At 58.2% G+C, this 19,650-nt stretch carries 18 protein-coding genes and 1 pseudogene; 11 read left to right on the top strand and 8 right to left on the bottom strand.

From position 1 onward, the window contains the following. The first annotated feature begins 108 nt into the window (after positions 1 to 108). From IQ265_RS01410 to IQ265_RS01400, 3 genes are all read left to right on the top strand, one after another. Positions 109 to 1,290: a transaldolase gene (locus IQ265_RS01410; protein WP_194050423.1), complete on the top strand. Its 1,182-nt coding sequence runs from the start codon at positions 109 to 111 to the stop codon at positions 1,288 to 1,290. A gap of 457 nt (positions 1,291 to 1,747) precedes the next feature. Continuing rightward, complete coding sequence (locus IQ265_RS01405) at positions 1,748 to 3,214, top strand: circularly permuted type 2 ATP-grasp protein (protein WP_194050422.1); 1,467 nt, start codon at positions 1,748 to 1,750, stop codon at positions 3,212 to 3,214. A gap of 151 nt (positions 3,215 to 3,365) precedes the next feature. Beyond that, a complete protein-coding gene (locus tag IQ265_RS01400) occupies positions 3,366 to 4,316 on the top strand; it encodes an alpha-E domain-containing protein (protein WP_194050421.1) in 951 nt (316 codons plus the stop codon). A 122-nt stretch (positions 4,317 to 4,438) separates the two neighbouring features. Here IQ265_RS01400 and IQ265_RS01395 read toward each other — a convergent pair whose 3' ends face one another. The 5 genes from IQ265_RS01395 to IQ265_RS01375 all read right to left on the bottom strand — a co-directional run bounded on the left by IQ265_RS01395 (position 4,439) and on the right by IQ265_RS01375 (position 8,102). Then, positions 4,439 to 4,792: a hypothetical protein gene (locus IQ265_RS01395; protein ID WP_194050420.1), complete on the bottom strand. Its 354-nt coding sequence runs from the start codon at positions 4,790 to 4,792 to the stop codon at positions 4,439 to 4,441. Between the two features lie 43 nt (positions 4,793 to 4,835). Then, positions 4,836 to 5,495: a serine/threonine protein kinase gene (locus IQ265_RS01390; RefSeq protein WP_194050419.1), complete on the bottom strand. Its 660-nt coding sequence runs from the start codon at positions 5,493 to 5,495 to the stop codon at positions 4,836 to 4,838. A gap of 122 nt (positions 5,496 to 5,617) precedes the next feature. Further along, on the bottom strand, positions 5,618 to 6,415 hold the full coding sequence (locus IQ265_RS01385) for a class I SAM-dependent methyltransferase (protein WP_194050418.1): 798 nt from the start codon (positions 6,413 to 6,415) through the stop codon (positions 5,618 to 5,620). A 185-nt stretch (positions 6,416 to 6,600) separates the two neighbouring features. Next, positions 6,601 to 6,912 (bottom strand): TIGR03792 family protein, encoded by a 312-nt coding sequence (locus tag IQ265_RS01380; RefSeq protein ID WP_194050417.1) that lies wholly within the window; start codon positions 6,910 to 6,912, stop codon positions 6,601 to 6,603. Next, positions 6,912 to 8,102 (bottom strand): hypothetical protein, encoded by a 1,191-nt coding sequence (locus tag IQ265_RS01375; protein ID WP_194050416.1) that lies wholly within the window; start codon positions 8,100 to 8,102, stop codon positions 6,912 to 6,914. The genes IQ265_RS01380 and IQ265_RS01375 overlap by 1 nt, the downstream gene beginning before the upstream one ends. A 257-nt stretch (positions 8,103 to 8,359) precedes the next feature. Between IQ265_RS01375 and hemC the strand changes: the two genes are divergently transcribed. Both hemC and IQ265_RS01365 read left to right on the top strand, forming a co-directional pair. Continuing rightward, positions 8,360 to 9,337 carry a hydroxymethylbilane synthase gene (gene hemC, locus IQ265_RS01370; RefSeq protein ID WP_194050415.1) on the top strand — a complete coding sequence of 326 codons (978 nt, stop codon included), beginning with the start codon at positions 8,360 to 8,362 and terminating at the stop codon, positions 9,335 to 9,337. 436 nt (positions 9,338 to 9,773) lie between these two features. Further along, positions 9,774 to 11,078, top strand: a complete 1,305-nt coding sequence (locus IQ265_RS01365; protein ID WP_228037458.1) for a S41 family peptidase — start codon at positions 9,774 to 9,776, stop codon at positions 11,076 to 11,078. Positions 11,079 to 11,169: 91 nt separating this feature from the next. Here the strand turns inward: IQ265_RS01365 and IQ265_RS01360 are convergent, their stop codons facing one another. Beyond that, positions 11,170 to 12,135: a DUF362 domain-containing protein gene (locus IQ265_RS01360; protein ID WP_194050413.1), complete on the bottom strand. Its 966-nt coding sequence runs from the start codon at positions 12,133 to 12,135 to the stop codon at positions 11,170 to 11,172. A 205-nt stretch (positions 12,136 to 12,340) separates the two neighbouring features. Here IQ265_RS01360 and IQ265_RS01355 point away from each other — a divergent pair, with 205 nt between their 5' ends. The 4 genes from IQ265_RS01355 to IQ265_RS01340 all read left to right on the top strand — a co-directional run bounded on the left by IQ265_RS01355 (position 12,341) and on the right by IQ265_RS01340 (position 16,889). Next, a complete protein-coding gene (locus IQ265_RS01355) occupies positions 12,341 to 13,078 on the top strand; it encodes a DUF554 domain-containing protein (RefSeq protein WP_194050412.1) in 738 nt (245 codons plus the stop codon). A gap of 182 nt (positions 13,079 to 13,260) precedes the next feature. Beyond that, positions 13,261 to 14,145, top strand: coding sequence for an AraC family transcriptional regulator (locus IQ265_RS01350; protein WP_194050411.1), 885 nt, complete (start codon positions 13,261 to 13,263; stop codon positions 14,143 to 14,145). An 87-nt stretch (positions 14,146 to 14,232) separates the two neighbouring features. Then, positions 14,233 to 15,594, top strand: a complete 1,362-nt coding sequence (locus IQ265_RS01345) for a histidine phosphatase family protein (protein ID WP_194050622.1) — start codon at positions 14,233 to 14,235, stop codon at positions 15,592 to 15,594. Then, positions 15,591 to 16,889, top strand: coding sequence for a dihydroorotase (locus IQ265_RS01340; protein WP_194050410.1), 1,299 nt, complete (start codon positions 15,591 to 15,593; stop codon positions 16,887 to 16,889). The genes IQ265_RS01345 and IQ265_RS01340 overlap by 4 nt, the downstream gene beginning before the upstream one ends. An 11-nt stretch (positions 16,890 to 16,900) precedes the next feature. Here IQ265_RS01340 and IQ265_RS01335 read toward each other — a convergent pair. Further along, positions 16,901 to 17,167 (bottom strand): annotated as a pseudogene (locus IQ265_RS01335) (carotenoid oxygenase family protein); the annotation flags it as partial. Positions 17,168 to 17,225: 58 nt separating this feature from the next. Between IQ265_RS01335 and IQ265_RS01330 the strand changes: the two are divergent. Continuing rightward, positions 17,226 to 17,456 carry an addiction module protein gene (locus IQ265_RS01330; RefSeq protein WP_194050409.1) on the top strand — a complete coding sequence of 77 codons (231 nt, stop codon included), beginning with the start codon at positions 17,226 to 17,228 and terminating at the stop codon, positions 17,454 to 17,456. After that, entirely contained in the window at positions 17,453 to 17,629 is a 177-nt protein-coding gene (locus IQ265_RS01325; RefSeq protein WP_228037456.1) for a hypothetical protein, read from the top strand. Before IQ265_RS01330 ends, IQ265_RS01325 begins: the two co-directional genes overlap by 4 nt. A 323-nt stretch (positions 17,630 to 17,952) precedes the next feature. Here IQ265_RS01325 and IQ265_RS01320 read toward each other — a convergent pair whose 3' ends face one another. Further along, positions 17,953 to 19,392 (bottom strand): carotenoid oxygenase family protein, encoded by a 1,440-nt coding sequence (locus IQ265_RS01320; protein ID WP_194050408.1) that lies wholly within the window; start codon positions 19,390 to 19,392, stop codon positions 17,953 to 17,955. Between the last annotated feature and the right edge of the window lie 258 nt (positions 19,393 to 19,650).

Raw genomic sequence — 19,650 nt, 5'->3', positions numbered from 1 at the left:
TAACGGCTTGGTAGCTTTAATTAAGGGTTAATGATGCCCTCAGATCCCCTGTTTACAATGTGAGCAACAGAAGAAGTCCCCTTGCTCCCCGATTTCCAGGAGAAACCCATGGCCAGCCTCTTAGAGCAGCTTCGGCAAATGACCGTTGTTGTCGCCGACACCGGAGACATTCAAGCTATTGAGCAATTTACCCCCCGCGACGCCACCACCAACCCTTCACTAATTACGGCGGCGGCGCAGATGCCTGAGTATCAAGCCATTGTCGATGACACCCTCCTGAAGGCCAAGGCTGATTTGGGGGCAGGGGCCTCTGACAAAGACATCGCCAACCTGGCCTTTAAAAATCTGGCGGTAGCCTTTGGCCACAAGATTCTCAGCATTATCCCTGGCCGCGTCTCTACCGAAGTTGATGCCCGCCTCAGCTACGACACCGAGGCGACCGTTGCCACCGCCCGCGACATCATCGCGCAGTACGACAAGCTGGGCATTACGCCCGATCGCGTACTGATCAAAATTGCCTCTACCTGGGAGGGCATTAAGGCCGCCGAAATTCTTGAAAAAGAGGGCATTCACTGCAACCTGACGCTGCTGTTCGGCATTCATCAGGCGATCGCCTGTGCCGAGGCGGGCACTACCCTGATCTCTCCCTTCGTGGGGCGTATTCTCGACTGGTACAAAAAAGACACCGGCCGCGAGGAGTACCCCGCCCCCGAAGACCCCGGCGTCATGTCAGTAACAGAGATCTACAACTACTACAAAAAGTTTGGCTACAAAACTGAGGTGATGGGGGCCAGCTTCCGCAACTTGGGCGAAATCACCGAGCTGGCCGGCTGTGATTTGCTGACTATTTCCCCTAAGCTGCTGGCTCAGCTTGACAGCACCGAGGGCGAACTGCCTCGCAAACTCGACCCCTCTAAAGCTGAGTCCCTAGACATTGAGAAGCTGACAATTGATGAAGCCACCTTCCGCTCGATGCATGAAAGCGATCGCATGGCCACAGAAAAGCTCGACGAAGGCATTAAAGGCTTCAGCAAGGCCCTCGAAACCCTGGAAAACCTGCTTGCCACTCGTCTGACCCAGCTAACCGAGAGCGAGGGCGCGGCCTCCAAGACCGATGACCAGTTTGACCTGTTCAAAGCCTACGACCTCGATGGTGACGGGTTTATTACTCGGGAAGAATGGCTGGGTACCGACGCCGCGTTTGATGCCCTTGACCTTGACCACGACGGCAAACTTTCCTCTTCGGAAATTGTTGCCGGGCTGGGTCCGGCCTTTGAAGTGGCTAGGTAGGTAAGTTTTAGGTTTTACACCAAGTCCAGCTTAGGATCTGGAGTTTTCCCACCGGCAAGACTTCATTTCTAAAATTTAGATTTGGTTTAAATATCGGGTTTGAGGGTGGCTTGCAACCTTAAAACCCGATATTTTTAGCGCCATAAATATAGCGATTGGGCTAGCCCAAGTAGCGCTTCTGCATCAACTTTGACTAGCTATTGAAAAACGAGCGCATTAGTACAGAAAAACAAAGCTTTTGACCACAGAAAACAGTCTGCCCCGGCGACGCTAGGCTTAGTGCGATCGCCGAGCAAACCTCAATCGCTACGGTGACAGAAAAGGAAGCCTGAGTGGGGAAGCACTCAGTTTGTATCGAAAACTACAGCTTTAGAGCGGCTCTCCCCGGTAATGATCAGCCTACGGTGCTCTCGCTATAGCGTTGATACCGCAAGCCCTGTAGTTTGGGAGACTCTCGGTGCTATTTGACGCCTACGACCCCGGCGATTTTTTTGATGAATTGTTTGTTAGCTCCGGCCAACCCCGACCCGAGGCCGAACTGCTGGTGCGGCGGGTTAACGCTATGTCGCTGGTGGAGCTACAGCAGCGGCAGAAGGCCGTGCAAAACACGTTGTTCAAGCTGGGGGTCACCTTCAACGTCTACAGCGACGACCAGGGCACCGAGCGAATTTTTCCCTTTGATGTCATTCCGCGCATTGTGCCCGGCCACGAGTGGACCTGGATTGAAAAGGGCCTCAAGCAGCGCATCTATGCGATCAACTGCTTCATTCACGACGTTTACAACGACCAAAAAATTCTCAAAGATGGCGTCATCCCGCGCCACGTGGTCGAGTCGGCACCGGGCTTTCTGAAACCCTGCATGGGGCTGAACCCACCCAACAACATTTGGTGCCACATTACTGGCACCGACCTGGTGCGCGACAAAGACGGGCGCTGGTACGTGCTCGAAGACAACATGCGCTGCCCATCGGGCGTCTCCTACGTGCTCGAGAATCGGCGGGTGATGAAGAACACTTTTCCGCACCTGTTTGCCGCCATGGATATTGCGGCGGTAGATGACTACGCCAGCCAGCTGCTCGAAACCCTGCTCAACCTGGTGCCCGAAACCCTGATCAACCCTCGGGTAGCGGTGCTGACGCCGGGCATGTACAACTCCGCCTACTTTGAGCACTCGTTTTTGGCCCAGCAAATGGGGGCCGAACTGGTAGAAGGGCGCGACCTGGTGGTCTCAGACGGCTACCTGAAAATGCGCACCACCAAAGGTTTGGAGCGGGTTGATGTGATGTATCGCCGCATCGATGACGACTTTATTGACCCGCTGGCCTTTCGGCCCGACTCGCTGCTGGGGGTGCCGGGGCTAATGGAGGTGTACCGGGCGGGGCGCGTGGCGCTCGCCAATGCTCTGGGTACCGGCGTCGCCGACGACAAGCTGGTCTATGCCTACGTGCCTCAAATGATTCGCTACTACCTCGACGAAGACCAAATCATCCCCAACGTGCCCACCTACCTGTGCGAAGACGAGACCCAGCAGGCCCACGTGCTGGCCAACCTCGATCAGCTAGTGGTGAAGGCCACCAACGCCTCCGGCGGCTACGGCATGCTGGTCGGCCCCCACGCCACTGAGGAGCAGCGGGCTGAATTTGGCGATCGCATTCGTGCCGACCCCAGGGGATACATCGCCCAACCCACCCTCTGTCTATCGCGGGTGCCCACCCTGATTGAAGACACCTTCGAGGGTTGCCACGTCGATCTGCGGCCCTATATCCTCTACGGGCAAGATATCTACGTCAACCCCGGCGGCCTCACCCGCGTTGCCCTCAAACGCGGCTCGCTGGTGGTCAACTCATCCCAGGGCGGCGGCAGCAAAGACACCTGGGTGGTGAAGTCGGTTGATCCTAACGCCCAGTTGCCGATTCCAGGATAGAGAGGGGGTGGATGGGTGGATGGGTAGATGAGTTAAGAGTTACTACTATCTCTACTCTCACAATTTTTTATTTACCCTCCCACCCATCCACTCTCCTACCCATCCACTCTCCTACCCTCCCACCCATCTACCCATCCACTCCTTTACCACTATGCTCAGCCGCGTTGCCGACTCTATCTACTGGCTCAACCGCTACGTCGAGCGGGCCGAAAATGTGGCCCGCTTTGTGGACGTCAACCTGAATCTGCTGCTAGACGCACCCCCGGGCATGGAGCAGCAGTGGGAGCCGTTGGTGAGAACGACGGGCGATCAGGCCGTGTTTCAGGCGCGCTATGACGAAGCGACAGCCGAGAACATTCTGAGGTTTTTGACCTTCGATCGCGAGTACCCGAACTCGATTATTTCCTGTCTGCGCTCAGCACGGGAGAATGCGCGATCGGTACGCGAGGTGATTTCTTCAGAAATGTGGGAGCAGGTGAATTCGTTTTACCTGATGGTGAACGAGGCGGCAGATGTGGGCCTGCTGTCGGAGCTGCACAATTTTTTCCCCGAAGTCAAAATGGCCAGCCACTTGTTTGCTGGGGTGATGGATGCAACTATGGCCCACACCGAGGGCTGGCACTTTGGCCAGCTGGGGCGGCTGCTGGAGCGGGCCGACAAAACCGCTCGCATTCTCGACGTGAAGTACTACATTTTGCTGCCCTCGGTCACCGATGTCGGTTCGCCGCTCGATGACCTACAGTGGATTGCCCTGCTGAAGTCGGCCAGCGCCTACGAGATGTACCGCAAGTGCCAGTACCGGATTACGCCCAAAGGCGTGACTGAGTTTTTGATTCTCAATCGGGAGTTTCCGCGATCGATTCAGTTTTGTTTGCTGGAGGCCGAGCGATCGCTGCACTGCATCTCGGGCACCCCAGCGGGCACCTGGCGCACAGGTAGCGATCGCGCCCTGGGCCGCCTGCGCTCCGAACTCGACTACCTCACCATCGAGGAAATTACCCAGCAGGGGCTGCACGAGTTTCTCGACAACCTACAAACCCGCCTCAACATTGTTAGCGAGAAAATTTTCTCAGATTTCTTCGCCCTGGAGCCGGTGGTTTAGGGCGTGCCATAAATTCTCGCTACAGTCCTTACCCCATTAGCGTTGCCACGCCCGACCCAACAGACAGGCTAGGGGCTGTAACCGCTGATTCTCGGGCATCAGCAGTTAATTGATGACAGGCCCTAGCTTACCAGCACCACGACCAGGCTCAGCAACAGTAGCCCTAGCAACCCCACCACCCCACGATGATTCCTGAGCCAAAAGCCGATTTGCTCACCTAGCGATAGTGGGGGCATTGCCAACTCCTCAGCTGCCTTAATAGAGCGGTAGAGGGTACAGGTTTCGGCGTGGGGGCGCTGGGGAAAGTTGCAGGTGTCGTCGGCGTCGTAGAGGCAGGTGGCGCACAGCGGCTCGTCGCCCTCGGTGCGGTGCAGCGGTATGCCCGGATGCCCGTGAGCCTTAAGCGGCAGGCTACAGCGGGGGCACTGAAGCGCAGTGGGTTCGAGGGTGGCCTGACAGCGGGGGCACGACAGCATAGCAACGGGGCAGCGCCATACATTCAACGACTATGGCCGTATGCTAGCGCAGCACACCACCCGTCAGTCGACGAAACAGCCGGTACCCGGCCCGCACCCCGTCCAGCAGCGCGTAGGGTATTGGCAGGCCCAGGGGCAGAAACACGGGGCGATAAATCCACCAGTAGGCGCGTTTCACATCCTGCCAGGCCCGGCAGGGCTCAGAATTTAGGAAATCAGACACATCTACCACCAGGCCACGCCCTTCGTACTGCATCACGTTGCGGCCGTGCACGTCGTGGGGAAACAGGCCCCGACTGCGCACATAATCGAGGGCAGCATCGATGTCACGAATCACCTGGGGCGGAATGGCAATGCCCCGGTGGAGACAGTCGTACAGCGTTACCCCGTGCAGGCGCTTGAGCACTAAAAACGGCGCTTCGCTGACGTAGCACCGCGAAAACGCCGGATGGTCGGCCAGTCGCCGGTAGACCTCAACCTCGGCTTCAATGCCGGGGCGACCCGGAGCGTACACCTTCACTACCTGTTCGGGATAGTCGGGGTGCAGAAACACCGCAGCGTAGTTGCCTGCCCCCAAACAGCGCCAGGGCATCGGCACCCGATGAACTACTACCGGGTTGTAGGGATCAATGCTTTCGAGGTGCAGCTCTGGCAGCAGCTCTTTGCGAACGCATTGCGCCAGCGCCTGAATAGGGTCAAGCATAGGGATAGGTGAAGTCGCTATGTCTTCACTGATAACGTGAGCAGGATAACGGCAAAACGTAGTGGCGGCAGAGAACCTAGAACAAACACAAGCGGCTTTCAGCAGTCCGCTGCTGTGAAGTGTTAGCTGGCCGTGTATGCCCATATTTCAAATCGTGCTTGGGATGACAACTCCACCTCCAATGGACCGTAATGGTCATGACAGAGTGCTTCAAACTCTTCTATTGCAAGATGAAATGCTTCATCTGAAGCGAGCCAACATAACCCGTATGCCCGTGACCTGTAAAAACTGAGCAATTCTTGGATCTGGTTGGTGACCTCCCATTCCTTAGCTATCAAATAATTACACTGATACCCTTTATTGCGTAAATACCCCTCTATATTAATTTCGTTAATTACTCTATGTGGCCGTTGTGAGGATTGTGGCTCTTGATACTTTGACAAAATAGTTTTGAAATGCTGTTCGAATTCCAGCCGTGCCGGTGGGGTAATCCATTGAGCATTCAGGTAAAAGCCTGCTGGTTTTAGGATACGGTCGATCTCATCTAAAAATATTCCTAAATTGGAAACAGCATGGAGCATGTGAACAGTTAGCACAACGTCAAAGCTGGCGTCCACAAAAGGCAGTTGTGAGGCATCCCCATGAATAAGTTTCAAATTCGGAGGAATTGAATGCAGCTTTTGACGAAACTGGTTCAGCATTTCCTGAGAAACATCAATGCCAGTTACAGAATAGCCACGTCTGACTAAAGGAAGCACGTTTAACCCAGTGCCTATACCAGGTTCTAAAAAGGTAGTTTCAGAATTTGCCTTGACCAGGGTAAGAATAAAATCGGCAACATCCTCAGCAATTGGTTCTGTCAACCAGCGAGTCTGATCATAAATATCAGCAATTTTGCTGTAATAAACATTTTTGACCACGTTTTGAGACCTTGTGCTGCACTATTCAGACAACGTTCTGCCAGAGCGCTGAAACCCTGCCGTATATGATTCGGAGCTAAGTAGATAGCCAGAAACCTTTCACGTAGTCTAGCTGTAGGCCATAGAGGACAAAGGTTTAGGGCAAGGCGATATCCGGCGATCGCCACTCAATAGAAATGCCCCGACTAGCGGGGGCTAGGATAGCGCCGCACCTGGTACTCGCGGGCGTCAATCATGCGGTAATCAAACTCAACCGCCTCGTCAAACCGTCGCTCCACAGCGTCGAGCTCAGCCTGGGGAATTGACTTCCACTGCTCGCGGGTTTGCCAGCGCACCATAAACACCACCTGATCGTGCAAATCGGGCGAGATCCACACTTCCTTTGAAATAAAGCCGGGATACTGACTCAGGGCCGCCGTCCAGATGTCGTTGTCTAAGCGAATAAAGGTTTCACGGTTTTGGGGGTCGACCGCAAAGGTCAGCCATTCAATCACCATCAGGTTGCACCTTCGGTTAAACGGGCAATTTGAGCTTCAAAGTAGGCCTGGCGAGTGCCCAGCACCCGCGCCAGCACGAGCCCTTCCCGGTAGGCGGCCAGGGCCGAGGAGGTCGTCCCCAATTGCTCATGCACCTGGCCCAGCTCGTCGTAGGCGACCATCATTGTAAAGGCGCTGTTGGATTGCTGGGCAACCACCAGTAGCTGTTCGTAGAGGTAGCCCACATCGGCCCAGCGGCCCAGACCTTTATAGACATCGGCCAGGTCATTGATGGCGTTGGTAGCGACCTCCAACTGATCCAAGTCAATAGCGTTGGTGTAAGCGACCTGGTACTGGCGCGCGGCGGTGGCCACATCACCCAGGGCGAGGTAATTTTGGGCAACTCGCTGCTGCAGCGGGGCAATTTGCGGCCACAGGTTCTCGTCGCTCTGGTAAAGAACTAGCAGGCGCTGCTGCAGGGCGATCGCACCCGCAAAATCCTGGGCCTGCTCCAGATTCTCGGCCTGGAGGATCAGGTAGCGCCGTTCGTCGTCGGGGTTAAGCTCCACCTGGTTCAGCGTCACCAGCTCACCGTAGGCCTCAGCCGCCTCTGGAAAGTAAAACCAGTCGGCTCGCAGGGCCGCCAAAATTTCGAGCTGGCGGCGGTAGTCGGCTTCCCCCCCGGCAAGGCGGGTCGCATCGGCCAGCTCGCGGCGAATGTCGGCGGCGGCATCGATCGCACCCAGCACCACGTAGGTATCGGCCAGACGCTCCAGCAGCTCGCGATCTTGTGGCAGCACCAGGTCGGCGCGAATTTCGTCGAGCCGCAAGGCGTAGAGCTGCAGGTCTTGGGTGGCGGTGCTGTCGCGCAGCCACTCGCCCACCCGGTCGATAGCGGCCAGCTCGCGCTCAACCCCCAGCAGACGGCGCAGGCGAATCTCGCGTCGCCAAATGTCACGGGCCACGTCCAAATTCCCCGCCTCGGCCAGGGCCTCGGCCTCTAGCGCCAGCCGGTCCAGATCCTGCTCTACGGCGTAGAGTTCCAGGGGGCTGAGGGGGCGCGACACGATGGGCCGGGGCAGCAGCGGGTCAAGGGGGTTGTCTTGCAGCGGGTCGGCTAAAAAGGGAAAGCGAACCGAGGGCGGCAGGGCCTGCCCCAAGGCCCGAGGTGCAGTGCCTAGGGTGAGGGCGATCGCCAGCGCCAGCGGCACCGTTAAGTGCTGTAGGGGGCGCTGTAGCCTTTCTTTCCTGAACCAAAATCGGTGTTTAAAGAACTGACGGGGCAACGATCTTTCCCAAGCTGCCCACCTATCATAAACGCCGCCCGTGCCCGAATGTGACAACCCCTTAACATCTCTAGGAGGCCCACCATAGAGGTAGCCGCCATCCTGTACCCTGGAGATTCGACGGCGGTTAAACCGTCTTGGCTAGAGCCATTCCTAAACCCTTTGCAAGCTCGTTTCAGACTATGCACTCCACCGCATCCCCGACTGTCTCGACCCCCCAGCGCACCGTTCGGATCGTGTCTCGCAAGAGCCAGCTGGCGCTGATTCAAACTCACTGGGTGCGGGATGAACTCCAGCGGCATTTTCCCGATCTCGCCTTCGAAATTGTCACCATGGAGACCCAGGGCGACAAGGTGCTCGACGTGTCGCTCTCCAAAATTGGCGACAAGGGCCTGTTTACCCAGGAACTAGAAGACACCATGCTGCGGGGCGACAGCGACTTTGCCGTGCACTCGCTCAAAGACTTGCCCACCCGCCTGCCCGAGGGGCTGATGCTAGGCTGCATCACCGAGCGGGAAGACCCCGCCGATGCCCTGGTCGTACACGAAAAGAATAAAAACAAAACCTTGGCCACCCTGCCCGAGGGCGCGGTGATCGGCACCTCATCGCTGCGGCGGCTGGCCCAGCTGCGCCACCACTACCCCCACCTCACCTTTAAAGACATTCGTGGCAACCTCAACACCCGCCTGCGCAAGCTGGACGAGGGCGGCTACGACGGCATCATTCTGGCGGTGGCGGGCCTACAGCGCATGGATATGGGCGATCGCATCCACGAAATTTTGCCTGCCGATATTTCTCTCCACGCTGTAGGGCAAGGGGCTTTAGGCATTGAGTGCCGCACCGGCGACGCCGAAATTCTCAAGCTGCTGAGCGTGCTCTCCGACGCGCCCACCACCGCCCGCTGCCTGGCCGAACGAGCCTTTTTGCGGGAGCTAGAGGGTGGCTGCCAAGTACCTATCGGTGTCAATACAACCCTGGAGGGCGACACCCTGACCCTAACCGGGCTGGTGGCTAGCCTCGATGGTCAGCGGGTGATCAAGAACACCGTGCAGGGGCCGACGGCCTCAGCAGAGGCGCTAGGAACTGAGCTAGCCCAACACCTGCGAACGGAAGGAGCACAGGCCATTTTGGATGAAATCAACGCTACCAACCGGGCCTAAAAGCGCCGGGGGCTGCCATCAACTAGCCGTTACAGCCCCTAGGCTAGTTGATGGTCAATCGCGGCAACGCCGGTGTCCTGAGAATTTTGGTTGAAATTTGAAGCCGCTTAAGGCTGTCCGCCTGCCAGAGCGTTTGAGCCTAAGGGGGGTTAGGAGGAGCAGGTGCGGGAGCCATTGGGTGAGCCTGCGCATTTGATTGGGCGACTCTAGACCAGCCACAGAGGGGCCAGTTTGAAAATTGGCCTTCTTTACCCAGCTGAACTAAAGAAAAGCCTAAAATCACCAAAAGTAGTCTCTGTATCTGTCCAAAGCAATAGAGCATCGGTCACAATAAGGTCAAGATTGGCCGGTGCCCATGGCCTTCGACTTGCCTCCCTCCCCTGTCCAGGCTGGTATTCCTACGATGTCAACTTCCCCTTTCTCCAAGCTTCTATCTTTGCTACAACCCTCCGCACTGGCCCTAGCGCCTCTGGCTTTAGCCACCGTAGCGGCAGAGGTGACCTTAGCCGCCACACCACTGACGGAGTATGAAGACAGTCCTAAGGTTGTCATTGATGAAGCCTGGCAGATTATCAATCGGGAGTATGTCGACAACAGCTTTAACCAGGTTGACTGGCAGGCCGTGCGCCAAGACCTGCTGGGCCGGGAGTACACCTCTAAAGATGCCGCCTATAGCGCACTGCGAACAGCGCTGCGGCGGCTCGACGACCCCTATACCCGCTTTCTGTCACCGGTCGAGTACGCCGAGCTGACCGAGCAAACCTCTGGGGAGATCTCGGGCATTGGGGTGCGGCTGGAACGCAGTAGTCAAACTGGGGCGGTGCTGGTGACCAGCGTGGCTCCCGGTTCACCGGCGGAGCAGTCGGGAATTGTAACGGGCGATCGCATTTTGCTGGTCGACGGCCAGAGCACCGAGCGCCTCACCGCTGAGGGCGTGCTGCAACAGCTGCGGGGCAACGAGGGGTCTCAAGTAACCCTGACCATCTCTCGCGGCGGCGGTGAGCCACGCACCGTTATTTTGACCCGCGCCCTCATGGATCTGCCCACCGTTGAGTACTCCCAAAAAACGGTGGGCGGTCGCCCCATTGGCTACATTCGCCTGATTGAGTTCAACGCCCACGCCGCCGAGCAGATGGCCGGGGCCATTCGTAGTTTGAGCGATGCTGGGGTTGAAGGGTTTGTGCTCGATCTGCGCGGCAACCCCGGCGGGCTGCTGCTGGCTAGCATCGACATTGGCCGCATGTGGCTGCAGCACGGCCCCATTGTGCGCACCCTCGATCGCAGCGGCAACGACAATGCGATTTCGGCCAACCGCACCGCGCTGACCGATCTGCCGCTCACGGTGCTGGTAGACGGGCGATCGGCTAGCTCTAGCGAAATTTTGACCGGAGCCCTGCGCGATAATAATCGCGCCACCGTAGTGGGCAATACCACCTATGGCAAAGCCCTGGTGCAGTCGCTCCACGGCCTCACCGATGGCTCTGGCCTTACCGTTACTGTGGCCCACTACTACACCCCCAACGGCACCGACATCAGCAGCCGGGGCATTACCCCCGATGTAACGGTTGACCTAAGCGATCGCCAGCGCCGCGAGCTGTTTAGCAACCCTGCCCTGCTGGGCACCGAGGCCGATGCTCAGTATCTGCGCGCTGCCGAGGTGCTAGAGCAAACCATTCTCGCTCGCCAGGGTCAGCCTGCCACCGGAGCCAGCCGCCTGGTCCGGGTTACGCCGACCGAATAGGTGAGCCAGAGAAGCAGGTGACGTAGGGGCATTGCATGCAATGCCCCTACACAAATGCGCGCGAATCTACGGGGTTTAAACGAAGATGCGGCTAGAGCCGTCCGGCGTAGGCGGTTACAGGCTCTTTAATGAAGCGAATATAGAGGTGTTTGAAGGTCGAGCGCACCACCCGAGGCAGGCCAAAGTCGATGGGCATGAGTTCGGCAGGTAGCTGCCAGTCGGCCACGTGCAGGTCGTTGGGGGTAAGCAGCGGAAAAGCGATCTCGTCCCAGGCTGGGCAGGCTCCCAGCCGCAGCGACTGAGCTACGGTGGGCACCGCGAGTGGATCGACCCCTAAGAGCTCCACCATGGCGCGATCAAGGGCAAACACGTTGCTAGAAGCCCCTAGAACCCCCAAATCCCTAGGTTCACCACCGCTGGGGCCATTGCCCTCGTGACCCACAATGCCATCCACAATGGTTAGCTCGGGGGCAATCAGGCGAGCGGTTTCAACCAGCATGGTGCCAAAGCGCTGCACGTCTTTACCCGCCTCCATGTGCCACCAGGCCTTCATTTTGCCGGGTACGCAGCCAAATAGGTTCTTCACCCCCAGGGTCAGGGTCAGCTGCACATGGGATTTAACCTTGGGCAGGTTGATCACCACATCAGCCTCCATCGCTTCTTTGGAAACCCGCAGGTGGTCAAACCCAGGGTTATCTGTAGGGTAGCGATGACCGTGCAGCTCCACGATGGGCAGGTCGAGGTCCTGGGCCAGGGGCAGCAAACCGTTGGCCTTGGCCACCCCGTAGGCGCTGCCAAAGGCGGGGCTGTCGCCCAAAAAGGGTTTGCCGCCAGCAGCCTGCACCTGCTGGGCCACAGCATAGACTAGCTCAGGCCGGGTCGTGCATTCTTTGGCAGGGCGAGAACCGGTCAGCAGATTGGGCTTGAGCAGCACGCGATCGCCGGGTTTGACAAAGGCTGCCATGCCCCCCAGCGGCTCTAGGACATAGGTGAGCGATCGCGCTAGCTCAGCCCGATGGTAAGACTGGGCGCGAATCAGGCTAACTGGCACTGCCATGATAGTCTCCAGGGGAAATAGGTCTGTTTGGAGAATAACGTGGATGGAGGAGGGGTGGAAGGGCGGATGGGTAGGCGGGTGGGCGAGTGGGTGGAGTTGATGTTTGTGGGGTGAGGATGGGTTCAAAGTTCAAAATGCAAAATTTTGAACTTTGAATTTTGCATTTTATTTAGTTCGTCATTTAGTTCGTCATGAGGACTCTAATATGCTCAACCTGTGGGCAACCACCAGCGGCACCTGGATCAACGTAGCCACCGTTTTGCTGGGCACAGCTCTGGGCCTGATGCTGCGCAGCCGCTTGCCCAAATCGATGCAGCAGATTATTACCCAGGCTGTGGGGTTGATGACCATAGTGATTGGCGTGACGATGGCTACTGGCCTGTCGGCGATCGACGCTGGCCCCATAGACGGCATTATTCTGGCGCTGCTGGTGCTGGCGGCGGGTGGGCTGCTGGGCGAATGGTGGCAGATCGAGAAGCGCCTGTCGGTGCTGGGCGACTGGCTCAAGGCCAGGGTGCGGGGCGGTGGGCGCTTTACCGAGGGGTTTGTGGCGGCCAGCCTGCTGTTTTGCATTGGCCCAATGGCCATTGTGGGCAGCCTCAACAACGGCCTGACCGGCGACAATACCCTGCTTACCCTAAAGGCGACGATGGACGGGCTGGCTGCGATCGCCCTGACCGGCACCTACGGCGTTGGCGTTGGCTTTTCGGCCCTGAGTGTACTGGTGGTGCAGGGGGGGCTGTCGCTGCTGGCCAGTGTCTCTGGGGCGATCATTCCAGACCCCACCACCAGCCCCCATGTTTTGCTGATTACCGGAACGGGTGGATTGATGATTTTAGGTCTTGGTCTAAACTTGCTGGAGATTGGTCAGGTGCGGGTGGCTTCGTTTTTGCCCGCGCTGCTGCTGAGCCCGCTGGCGATCGCCCTAGCTCAACGGCTTTGATAGGCTGTAGATAATCTGTTAAACCAAAGGTGAAAGACTGGTGGGGTACAAGGTGCCAGGTGCACGGCAGGCCTTAAACCATATACCTGAAACCCCTGCCCAACAGTACTTTTAGAACCGCCTTCAAGATATTGGGATAAGCTGGACTTGTCCGGGTTAGCGTGTACCCATCGAGCTACAGCATGGCCCCTCAACTGCTTTCCACCCCAGACCAGGTAGACGCCGTGTTTACGGCACCGCCGCTGCTATCTACCGGAGATTTTTGCTGGCGCGGTACCTACGTCGACTGCCGCTGGGAGCCGCCGGGGGAAACCCCCGCCGAAGTCGCCACCCCCTGGCATGCCGTGGTGCTGTTTACCCAACTGCCCGATACGGCGGTGGCTGAGCGCTCTATTGATGGCCAGTTCAAGCTAGAGCGGGTGCATCCGGGCGACATTTTGGTGCTGCCAGCCGGGGTGGGGCAGCGATCGCGGTGGAACGTGCCCGGCGAGTTTATGAGCCTGGTGTTTGACCCGGCTGCCCTGGGGCGATCGCTCGACGACGCTGCCGATGGCACCACCTTCGAGCTGGTACCCCACTTTTCCACCCAAGATTTGCTGGTGCTACAGCTGGGTCTGGCCCTGCGGCGGCTGTTGCAAACGGGCACTCAAAACCGCCTCTACGCCGAATCGATTACAACCACTCTGGCGGTGCACCTGTTGCAAACCTATGCCACCCGCAAGCCTCAGCTGACGACTTATAGCGATGGTCTATCTCAGCCAAAGCTGCGACGGGTGATTGACTACATTCACAGCCACCTAGACACCGACCTCAGCCTGGATACGCTGGCCACCCTCGCGGGCATGAGCGCTCACTACTTCGCTCAACTGTTCAAACAATCCACCGGGTTTGCGCCGCACCAGTACGTCATTCGCTGCCGGGTTGAGCAGGCCAAAGCGCTGCTGGCGCGACCAGAGCTAACCATCGCCAATGTGGCTTACCAGACAGGCTTTGCCAACCAAAGCCATCTGAATCGCCACTTTAAGCGCTTGCTGGGCATCACCCCTGGCCAGTGGCGACAGCGGTAGCGTGCCCCCAGTGACCAGCATGGCTGCGGCGGGTCTCCCCAACAGGGTAAAATCTGACGTTGGTTGAGCAACTGAGAGGACAGACCCCTGAAAACCCGCGTAATTATCGTCCGTCACGGGCAGAGCACCTACAACCAGCAAAAGCGTATTCAAGGCCACTGCGACGAGTCAGAGCTTACCCCCAGTGGGGAAGCCCAGGCGCTTCAGGTGGGTCAGGCGCTGGCTGGCATTTCCTTTGATGCGGTGTGGGCCAGCCCTCTCAAGCGCGCCCGCAAAACCGCCGAAATTATCACCGCCGAGCTGCAAAAGGGCACCCCGGCCCTAACCGCCCCCAACTTTACCGACAACCTCAAAGAAATCAGCCTGCCCCTGTGGGAGGGCATGCCCTTTAGCGATGCCGAAACACAATACCCCCAGGCTTTTGAGCAGTGGCGCACCGACCCGGCCAACTTTGTTATGGCGGTGCCCCAGTCCGATGGCTCTACGGCAGAGTTTTACCCCATTCGTGAGCTGTATCAACAGGCTGCCCGGTTCTGGCAAGAACTGCTGGCGGCGCACCAGGGCCAAACCCTTTTGATCGTCGCCCACAGCGCCATCAACCGGGCACTGATTAGCACCGCCATTGGGCTGGGGCCAGAGCGCTTTAACAGCCTCAACCAGGCCAACTGCAACATCAGCGTGCTCAATTCTGCTGGCGGCTGGGGCAGCCCAGTGCAGGTCGAAGCCATGAACCTGACCAGCCACATGGGCGCGCCGCTGCCTGACATGCGGCGAGGCCACCGGGGGCCTCGCATGCTGCTGGTACGCCATGGCGAAACCGAATGGAACCGCCAGGGCCGGTTTCAGGGCCAAATCGATGTGCCTCTCAACGACAACGGCCGTGCCCAGGGTGCCAAGGCGGCAGACTTTCTCAAACCTGTAACCATCGATGCGGCCTACACCAGCTTTATGGCCCGGCCCAAGGAAACGGCGGAAATCATTCTTCAGCACCACGCTGGGCTGACGCTGCACTCGGTCAACGAGCTGCAGGAAATCAGCCACGGCGAATGGGAAGGGCTGTACGAGTCGGAGATCGAAACCAATTACCCCGGCATGCTGGAGCAGTGGCAGAACCAGCCCGAAACTGTGCAGATGCCGGGGGGCGAGAACCTGGAGCAGGTATGGCTGCGATCGATCGCGGCCTGGAAAGAAATTGTGGCGGCTCACAGCGGCGGCGACACGGTGCAAACGGTACTGGTGGTGGCCCACGATGCGGTGAATAAAGCGCTGCTGTGCCACGTGCTGGGTCTGGGGCCAGAGTCGTTTTGGCGCTTTAAGCAAGGCAATGGAGCCGTGAGTGTGATCGACTACCCCGATGGCATCGATAGCGCCCCGGTGCTAGTGACGGCTAATATCACTATTCACCTGTCGGGCAGCGTGCTCGACAAAACCGCAGCGGGGGCACTGTGACGGAGGTTCAATCAACTGGGGCGCAGCTGATCCAGCAGGTGCGGGTGCTGGATGCAGTTACACAAACGGATCAGGTGGTCGATGTGTTGGTGCAGGACGGGGTGGTGACAGAGATAGCCTCGTCAATCACCGTTATTCCCGCCAGTGCCGAGATGATCACGGGGCAGGGAAAAATCCTGCTGCCCGGCCTGGTCGATCTCTACAGCCACTCGGGTGAGCCGGGCCACGAGCCGAGAGAAACCCTGGAATCGTTGCTAGCCGCTGGACAGGCGGGCGGCTTTACCCGGCTGGGCATTTTGCCTGATACCGAGCCTGCGATCGATAACCCGGCGATGGTGGAGAAACTGCGGTTGCGGCGAGAAGCCCTGGCCCTGGCCAATCCATCCCTGCCGCACCTCTACCCCTGGGGTGCGCTCACCCAGGCAACTCAGGGCCAGCAGATGACCGAATTGGTGGAGTTGTCTGAGTCACCGATCGCAGGCTTTGCCGACGGTCGAGCCATTGAAAATCCGTTACTAACCCAACGCTTGTTGCAGTACCTAAAGCCCCTGGGTAAGCCGGTGGCGCTGTGGAGCTGCGATCGCACCCTCCGAGACAGCGGGGTGGCTCGCGAAGGCCCCTTTTCGCTCATCTACGGTCTAGTCGGCGACCCGGTCAGCTCTGAGACCGCTGCCCTGGCGGCGTTGCTGGAATCCGTTGCTGAAGTCGGCACTCCCGTGCACCTGATGCGAATTTCCACCGCACGCGGCGTAGAGCTGGTGCAGCAGGCCAAAGAACGTGGGTTACCCGTCACCGCCAGCACCACCTGGATGCACCTGCTGTTTAGCGCGAAGGATCTGGGTGGCTACGACCCTAACCTGCGCCTGTCGCCGCCGTTGGGTAACCCCGAAGACCAGGCAGCGCTGATTGAGGGTGTGAAGGCGGGGGTTGTGGATGCGATCGCGATCGACCACACCCCACACACCTACGAAGACAAAACTGTGGGCTTTCCCTCTGCACCCCCCGGTGCGATCGGCCTGGAGCTGGCCCTGGGGATTTTGTGGGATACCTTCGTAACAAACGGCGACTGGTCACCGCTGACGTTGATTCAGGCGCTGAGCACAAATCCTGCCGCTTGCTGGGACCAAACGCCGCCCACCATTCAGCCCCAGCGGCCCGCCGAGATGATTCTGTTTGACCCAGCAGAAAGTTGGACGGTCAGCCCAGCGACCCTGCGATCGCTCTCAGCCAATACCCCCTGGTTGGGACAATCCATCCCAGGACGAGTCCTACGCACCTGGGTACCCAGCTCCTAACCTCACCCACCTTACACACTCATCCAGGTGCCGTGGAAGCTGGGGGGAACCACGCTAGGCAGCTCCAGGCGGCAGACTGGCCCTTTCTTCAGGTCGTGCCCCTCGTAAACCCACACCTCACTGCGGTGGTGGTGGCCGTTGTAGACCACCGTTAGCACCCAGGGCTGCTGAGGGTTAGCGGCGTTTTCCACCGGAATGGGTTCGGAGGGGTAGCAGCCTGCGCCAGCATCGGCGACGGTGAGGCCAGTTTTGGGATCGAAGCGGGCGATCGCCCCAAGATGACTGCTTAGTGCCAAATGCTAGCATCAGACCAGTTTCTGAGAGGAACACCCACCCATGCTGACCCTAGACCAACTCATCGCCGAAGCCACGGCCTTACCCGATGCCGACAAAACGATTCTGTTGGAAAAGCTGGTAGAGAGCATGGCAGAACAACTGGATCAGGACGTGCTGCGTGAGGGCGTGCAGCAAGCTCAAAAGCGCCTGGCCGAAATTGAAAACGGCACAGTCCAAGCTATCCCCGGAGAAGTGGCCCTGGCCCAAATCCGACAGCTTATGGATCTATGAAATATGAGTTCCATCCAGCCGCCCTGCAAGAATATGCCGAGGCGGTGCAGTTCTTTGCCCAATACAACAATCATCAAGACTTTATCAACACCATTGAAACATCTATTTTTCGCATTGTTGGCGCACCTGAGCGCTGGCCCATCATTGAAGGACAAATTCGCCGTTATTTATAGCGGTGGCCAGTTAGCTTAGGACATCAGTAACCGCCATTGGCGAAAACTGGGGCGGCGAACTGGCGTATAGCCATCGCTCCAGAAGCTCTGGCATGTCCTAACTGTCCTGGCGATGGCTATAACACCCAAGTTTTCCTATGCCATCTTGTACCGTGTCTATTCCGATCGCATCGTGATTGCCGCAATTATGAGTTGCCGTCGCGATCCGGACTACTGGAAAGATCGCCTGGAATTTTAGAAACTACTGTCCCGACTGCGCCGAGAAACTGCTTCCCTCAATCTCGCTCCAAAGCGGGAACCCCTGAATAGGGAATTGTCGGAACTTACATATTCACCCAGGTGCCGTGGAAGCTGGGGGGTACTACGCCAGGTAGCTCCAGGCGGCAGACCGGCCCCCTCTCCAGGTCTTGACCCTCGTAAACCCACACCTCGCTGCGGTGGTGGTGGCCGTTGTAGACCACGGTGAGCACCCAGGGCTGCTGAGGGTTAGCGGCGTTTTCTACCGGAATGGGTTCGGAGGGGTAGCAGCCTGCGCCAGCATCGGCGATGGTGAGGCCAGTTTTGGGGTCAAAGCGGGCGATCGCACTAAACAGCTCGCTGAGCGGGGCCGTCTCTTCGCGGTGCACATTGAGGTAGGTGATGGCCGTCTCGTCTTGACCGATTGCGATCGGAAACTCGCAGTGGCGGTCGATTATGCACTGCTGATCGAGAATTCTCGCAGTTTTGGGGTCCGTACGATACTGCCAGAGCTGAGCCTCGGCGGGCGTAGTCATGTGGCCAGAGGCGACTTCTTTTAGGTACCGGTTGGTGGCAAAGTCGGGGTAGCGCACCACATCGAACACAACCGAGCCGTCAAAGTCGAGATAACTGTGGCCAAAGTGCCACTGGTACCAGGGGTCTGCAGCTTCCAGGGCGATCGGCTCCAGACTATCCGCATCGACCACAATAATTTGGGTGCCCTGCTGGGGCTGCCACTGCAGCGCATCGCTAAAGCTAGACAGAGCAAACAGAGCAGGTAGCGGGCTAAGGCGCACGGGCGACACACAAAACACCAGGTAGCGATCGGCCAGCACAAAGTCGTGAATCAGGGGAATGCCGCTGAGGGGAATAGTGCCAGTTTTCTCTACGACTCCGGTAGCACTAAGGCGGTAGAGCTTGAGGGTAGCGTTGCCCCCCGGTATGGTGCCAAAGCTGAAGATCTTACCCGTGCGAGGGTGGCGCTTGGGGTGGGCCGTAAAGGTATCGCTGGGCCTGAGCCCGTCCAGGTTATCTGGCCCCAGGGTCTCCAGGGTTTCGAGATCGAGGCGGTGGGGCAAGCCCCCTTCCCACAGGGCTAGCAAGCGGTCGGGCAGGGCCAGCACCGAGGTATTGGCAGCATTTTTCATTTGAGTCTGCCAGCGTTGCCAGATAGAAACAGGCGGCAGCGTGCCATAGCCTCGATACAGGCATTGTTCAGCCTCTTCCTCCTCCACAAACCCGGCAGAGCGCACGTAGCGATAGTTGGCCACAGCGGTAGACCCGTCAAACTGCACCCGCAGCACCGCCCCATCGCCATCAAACCAGTGGTTGAATTGAACTCCCCCCCGCTCCAGGCGAGCCGGGCCGTTGCGGTAGAGGGTGCCGCGCAGGTCGGCGGGCAGTTGCCCGTCTAATACAGGTAACGCGGTAGCGGCAAATTCTGTGGCGGGCTGGGCGATCGCGGCAGTCCATAGGGCCGTAGGTGTCGCTGCGGGTTGCGCTTTAGGTGGTGCCGAAGGGGCCATAGGTTAAGAGAAAATCAATACTCCTTTTATTGTGAACCAGTTCAGAAAACCAGGGGGGACAGATACCGCTTAGGGACCAATCCTTTAACCTCCCTTCGACTCCGCTCAGGGACCAATCCTTCAACTTCCCTTCGACTCCGCTCAGGGAGCATTTCCTCATTTCTACCCTTTAAGAAGTGCAAAATTTTGAACTTTCAATTTTGAATTTTGAACCCATCCACACCCCAAGAGAATCCAACCCACCTACCCATCTACCCA

The sequence above is a fragment of the Nodosilinea sp. LEGE 06152 genome (assembly GCF_015207525.1).
In the GTDB taxonomy this organism is placed as follows: domain Bacteria; phylum Cyanobacteriota; class Cyanobacteriia; order Phormidesmidales; family Phormidesmidaceae; genus Nodosilinea.
Note: the sequence above shows the minus strand (reverse complement) of the source record. Positions and strands in the feature narration are given on the sequence as shown.

Bases quoted from the DNA above. Each gene is read 5' to 3' on its own strand.
- IQ265_RS01325 (WP_228037456.1), top strand. From the start codon at position 17,453: ATGAAATATGAGTTCCATCCAGCCGCCCTGCAAGAATATGCCGAGGCG.
- IQ265_RS01355 (WP_194050412.1), top strand. From the start codon at position 12,341: ATGCTCAACCTGTGGGCAACCACCAGCGGCACCTGGATCAACGTAGCC.
- IQ265_RS01350 (WP_194050411.1), top strand. From the start codon at position 13,261: ATGGCCCCTCAACTGCTTTCCACCCCAGACCAGGTAGACGCCGTGTTT.
- hemC (WP_194050415.1), top strand. From the start codon at position 8,360: ATGCACTCCACCGCATCCCCGACTGTCTCGACCCCCCAGCGCACCGTT.
- IQ265_RS01410 (WP_194050423.1), top strand. From the start codon at position 109: ATGGCCAGCCTCTTAGAGCAGCTTCGGCAAATGACCGTTGTTGTCGCC.
- IQ265_RS01330 (WP_194050409.1), top strand. From the start codon at position 17,226: ATGCTGACCCTAGACCAACTCATCGCCGAAGCCACGGCCTTACCCGAT.
- IQ265_RS01390 (WP_194050419.1), bottom strand. From the start codon at position 5,495: ATGCTTGACCCTATTCAGGCGCTGGCGCAATGCGTTCGCAAAGAGCTG.
- IQ265_RS01360 (WP_194050413.1), bottom strand. From the start codon at position 12,135: ATGGCAGTGCCAGTTAGCCTGATTCGCGCCCAGTCTTACCATCGGGCT.
- IQ265_RS01320 (WP_194050408.1), bottom strand. From the start codon at position 19,392: ATGGCCCCTTCGGCACCACCTAAAGCGCAACCCGCAGCGACACCTACG.
- IQ265_RS01395 (WP_194050420.1), bottom strand. From the start codon at position 4,792: ATGCTGTCGTGCCCCCGCTGTCAGGCCACCCTCGAACCCACTGCGCTT.
- IQ265_RS01400 (WP_194050421.1), top strand. From the start codon at position 3,366: ATGCTCAGCCGCGTTGCCGACTCTATCTACTGGCTCAACCGCTACGTC.
- IQ265_RS01380 (WP_194050417.1), bottom strand. From the start codon at position 6,912: ATGGTGATTGAATGGCTGACCTTTGCGGTCGACCCCCAAAACCGTGAA.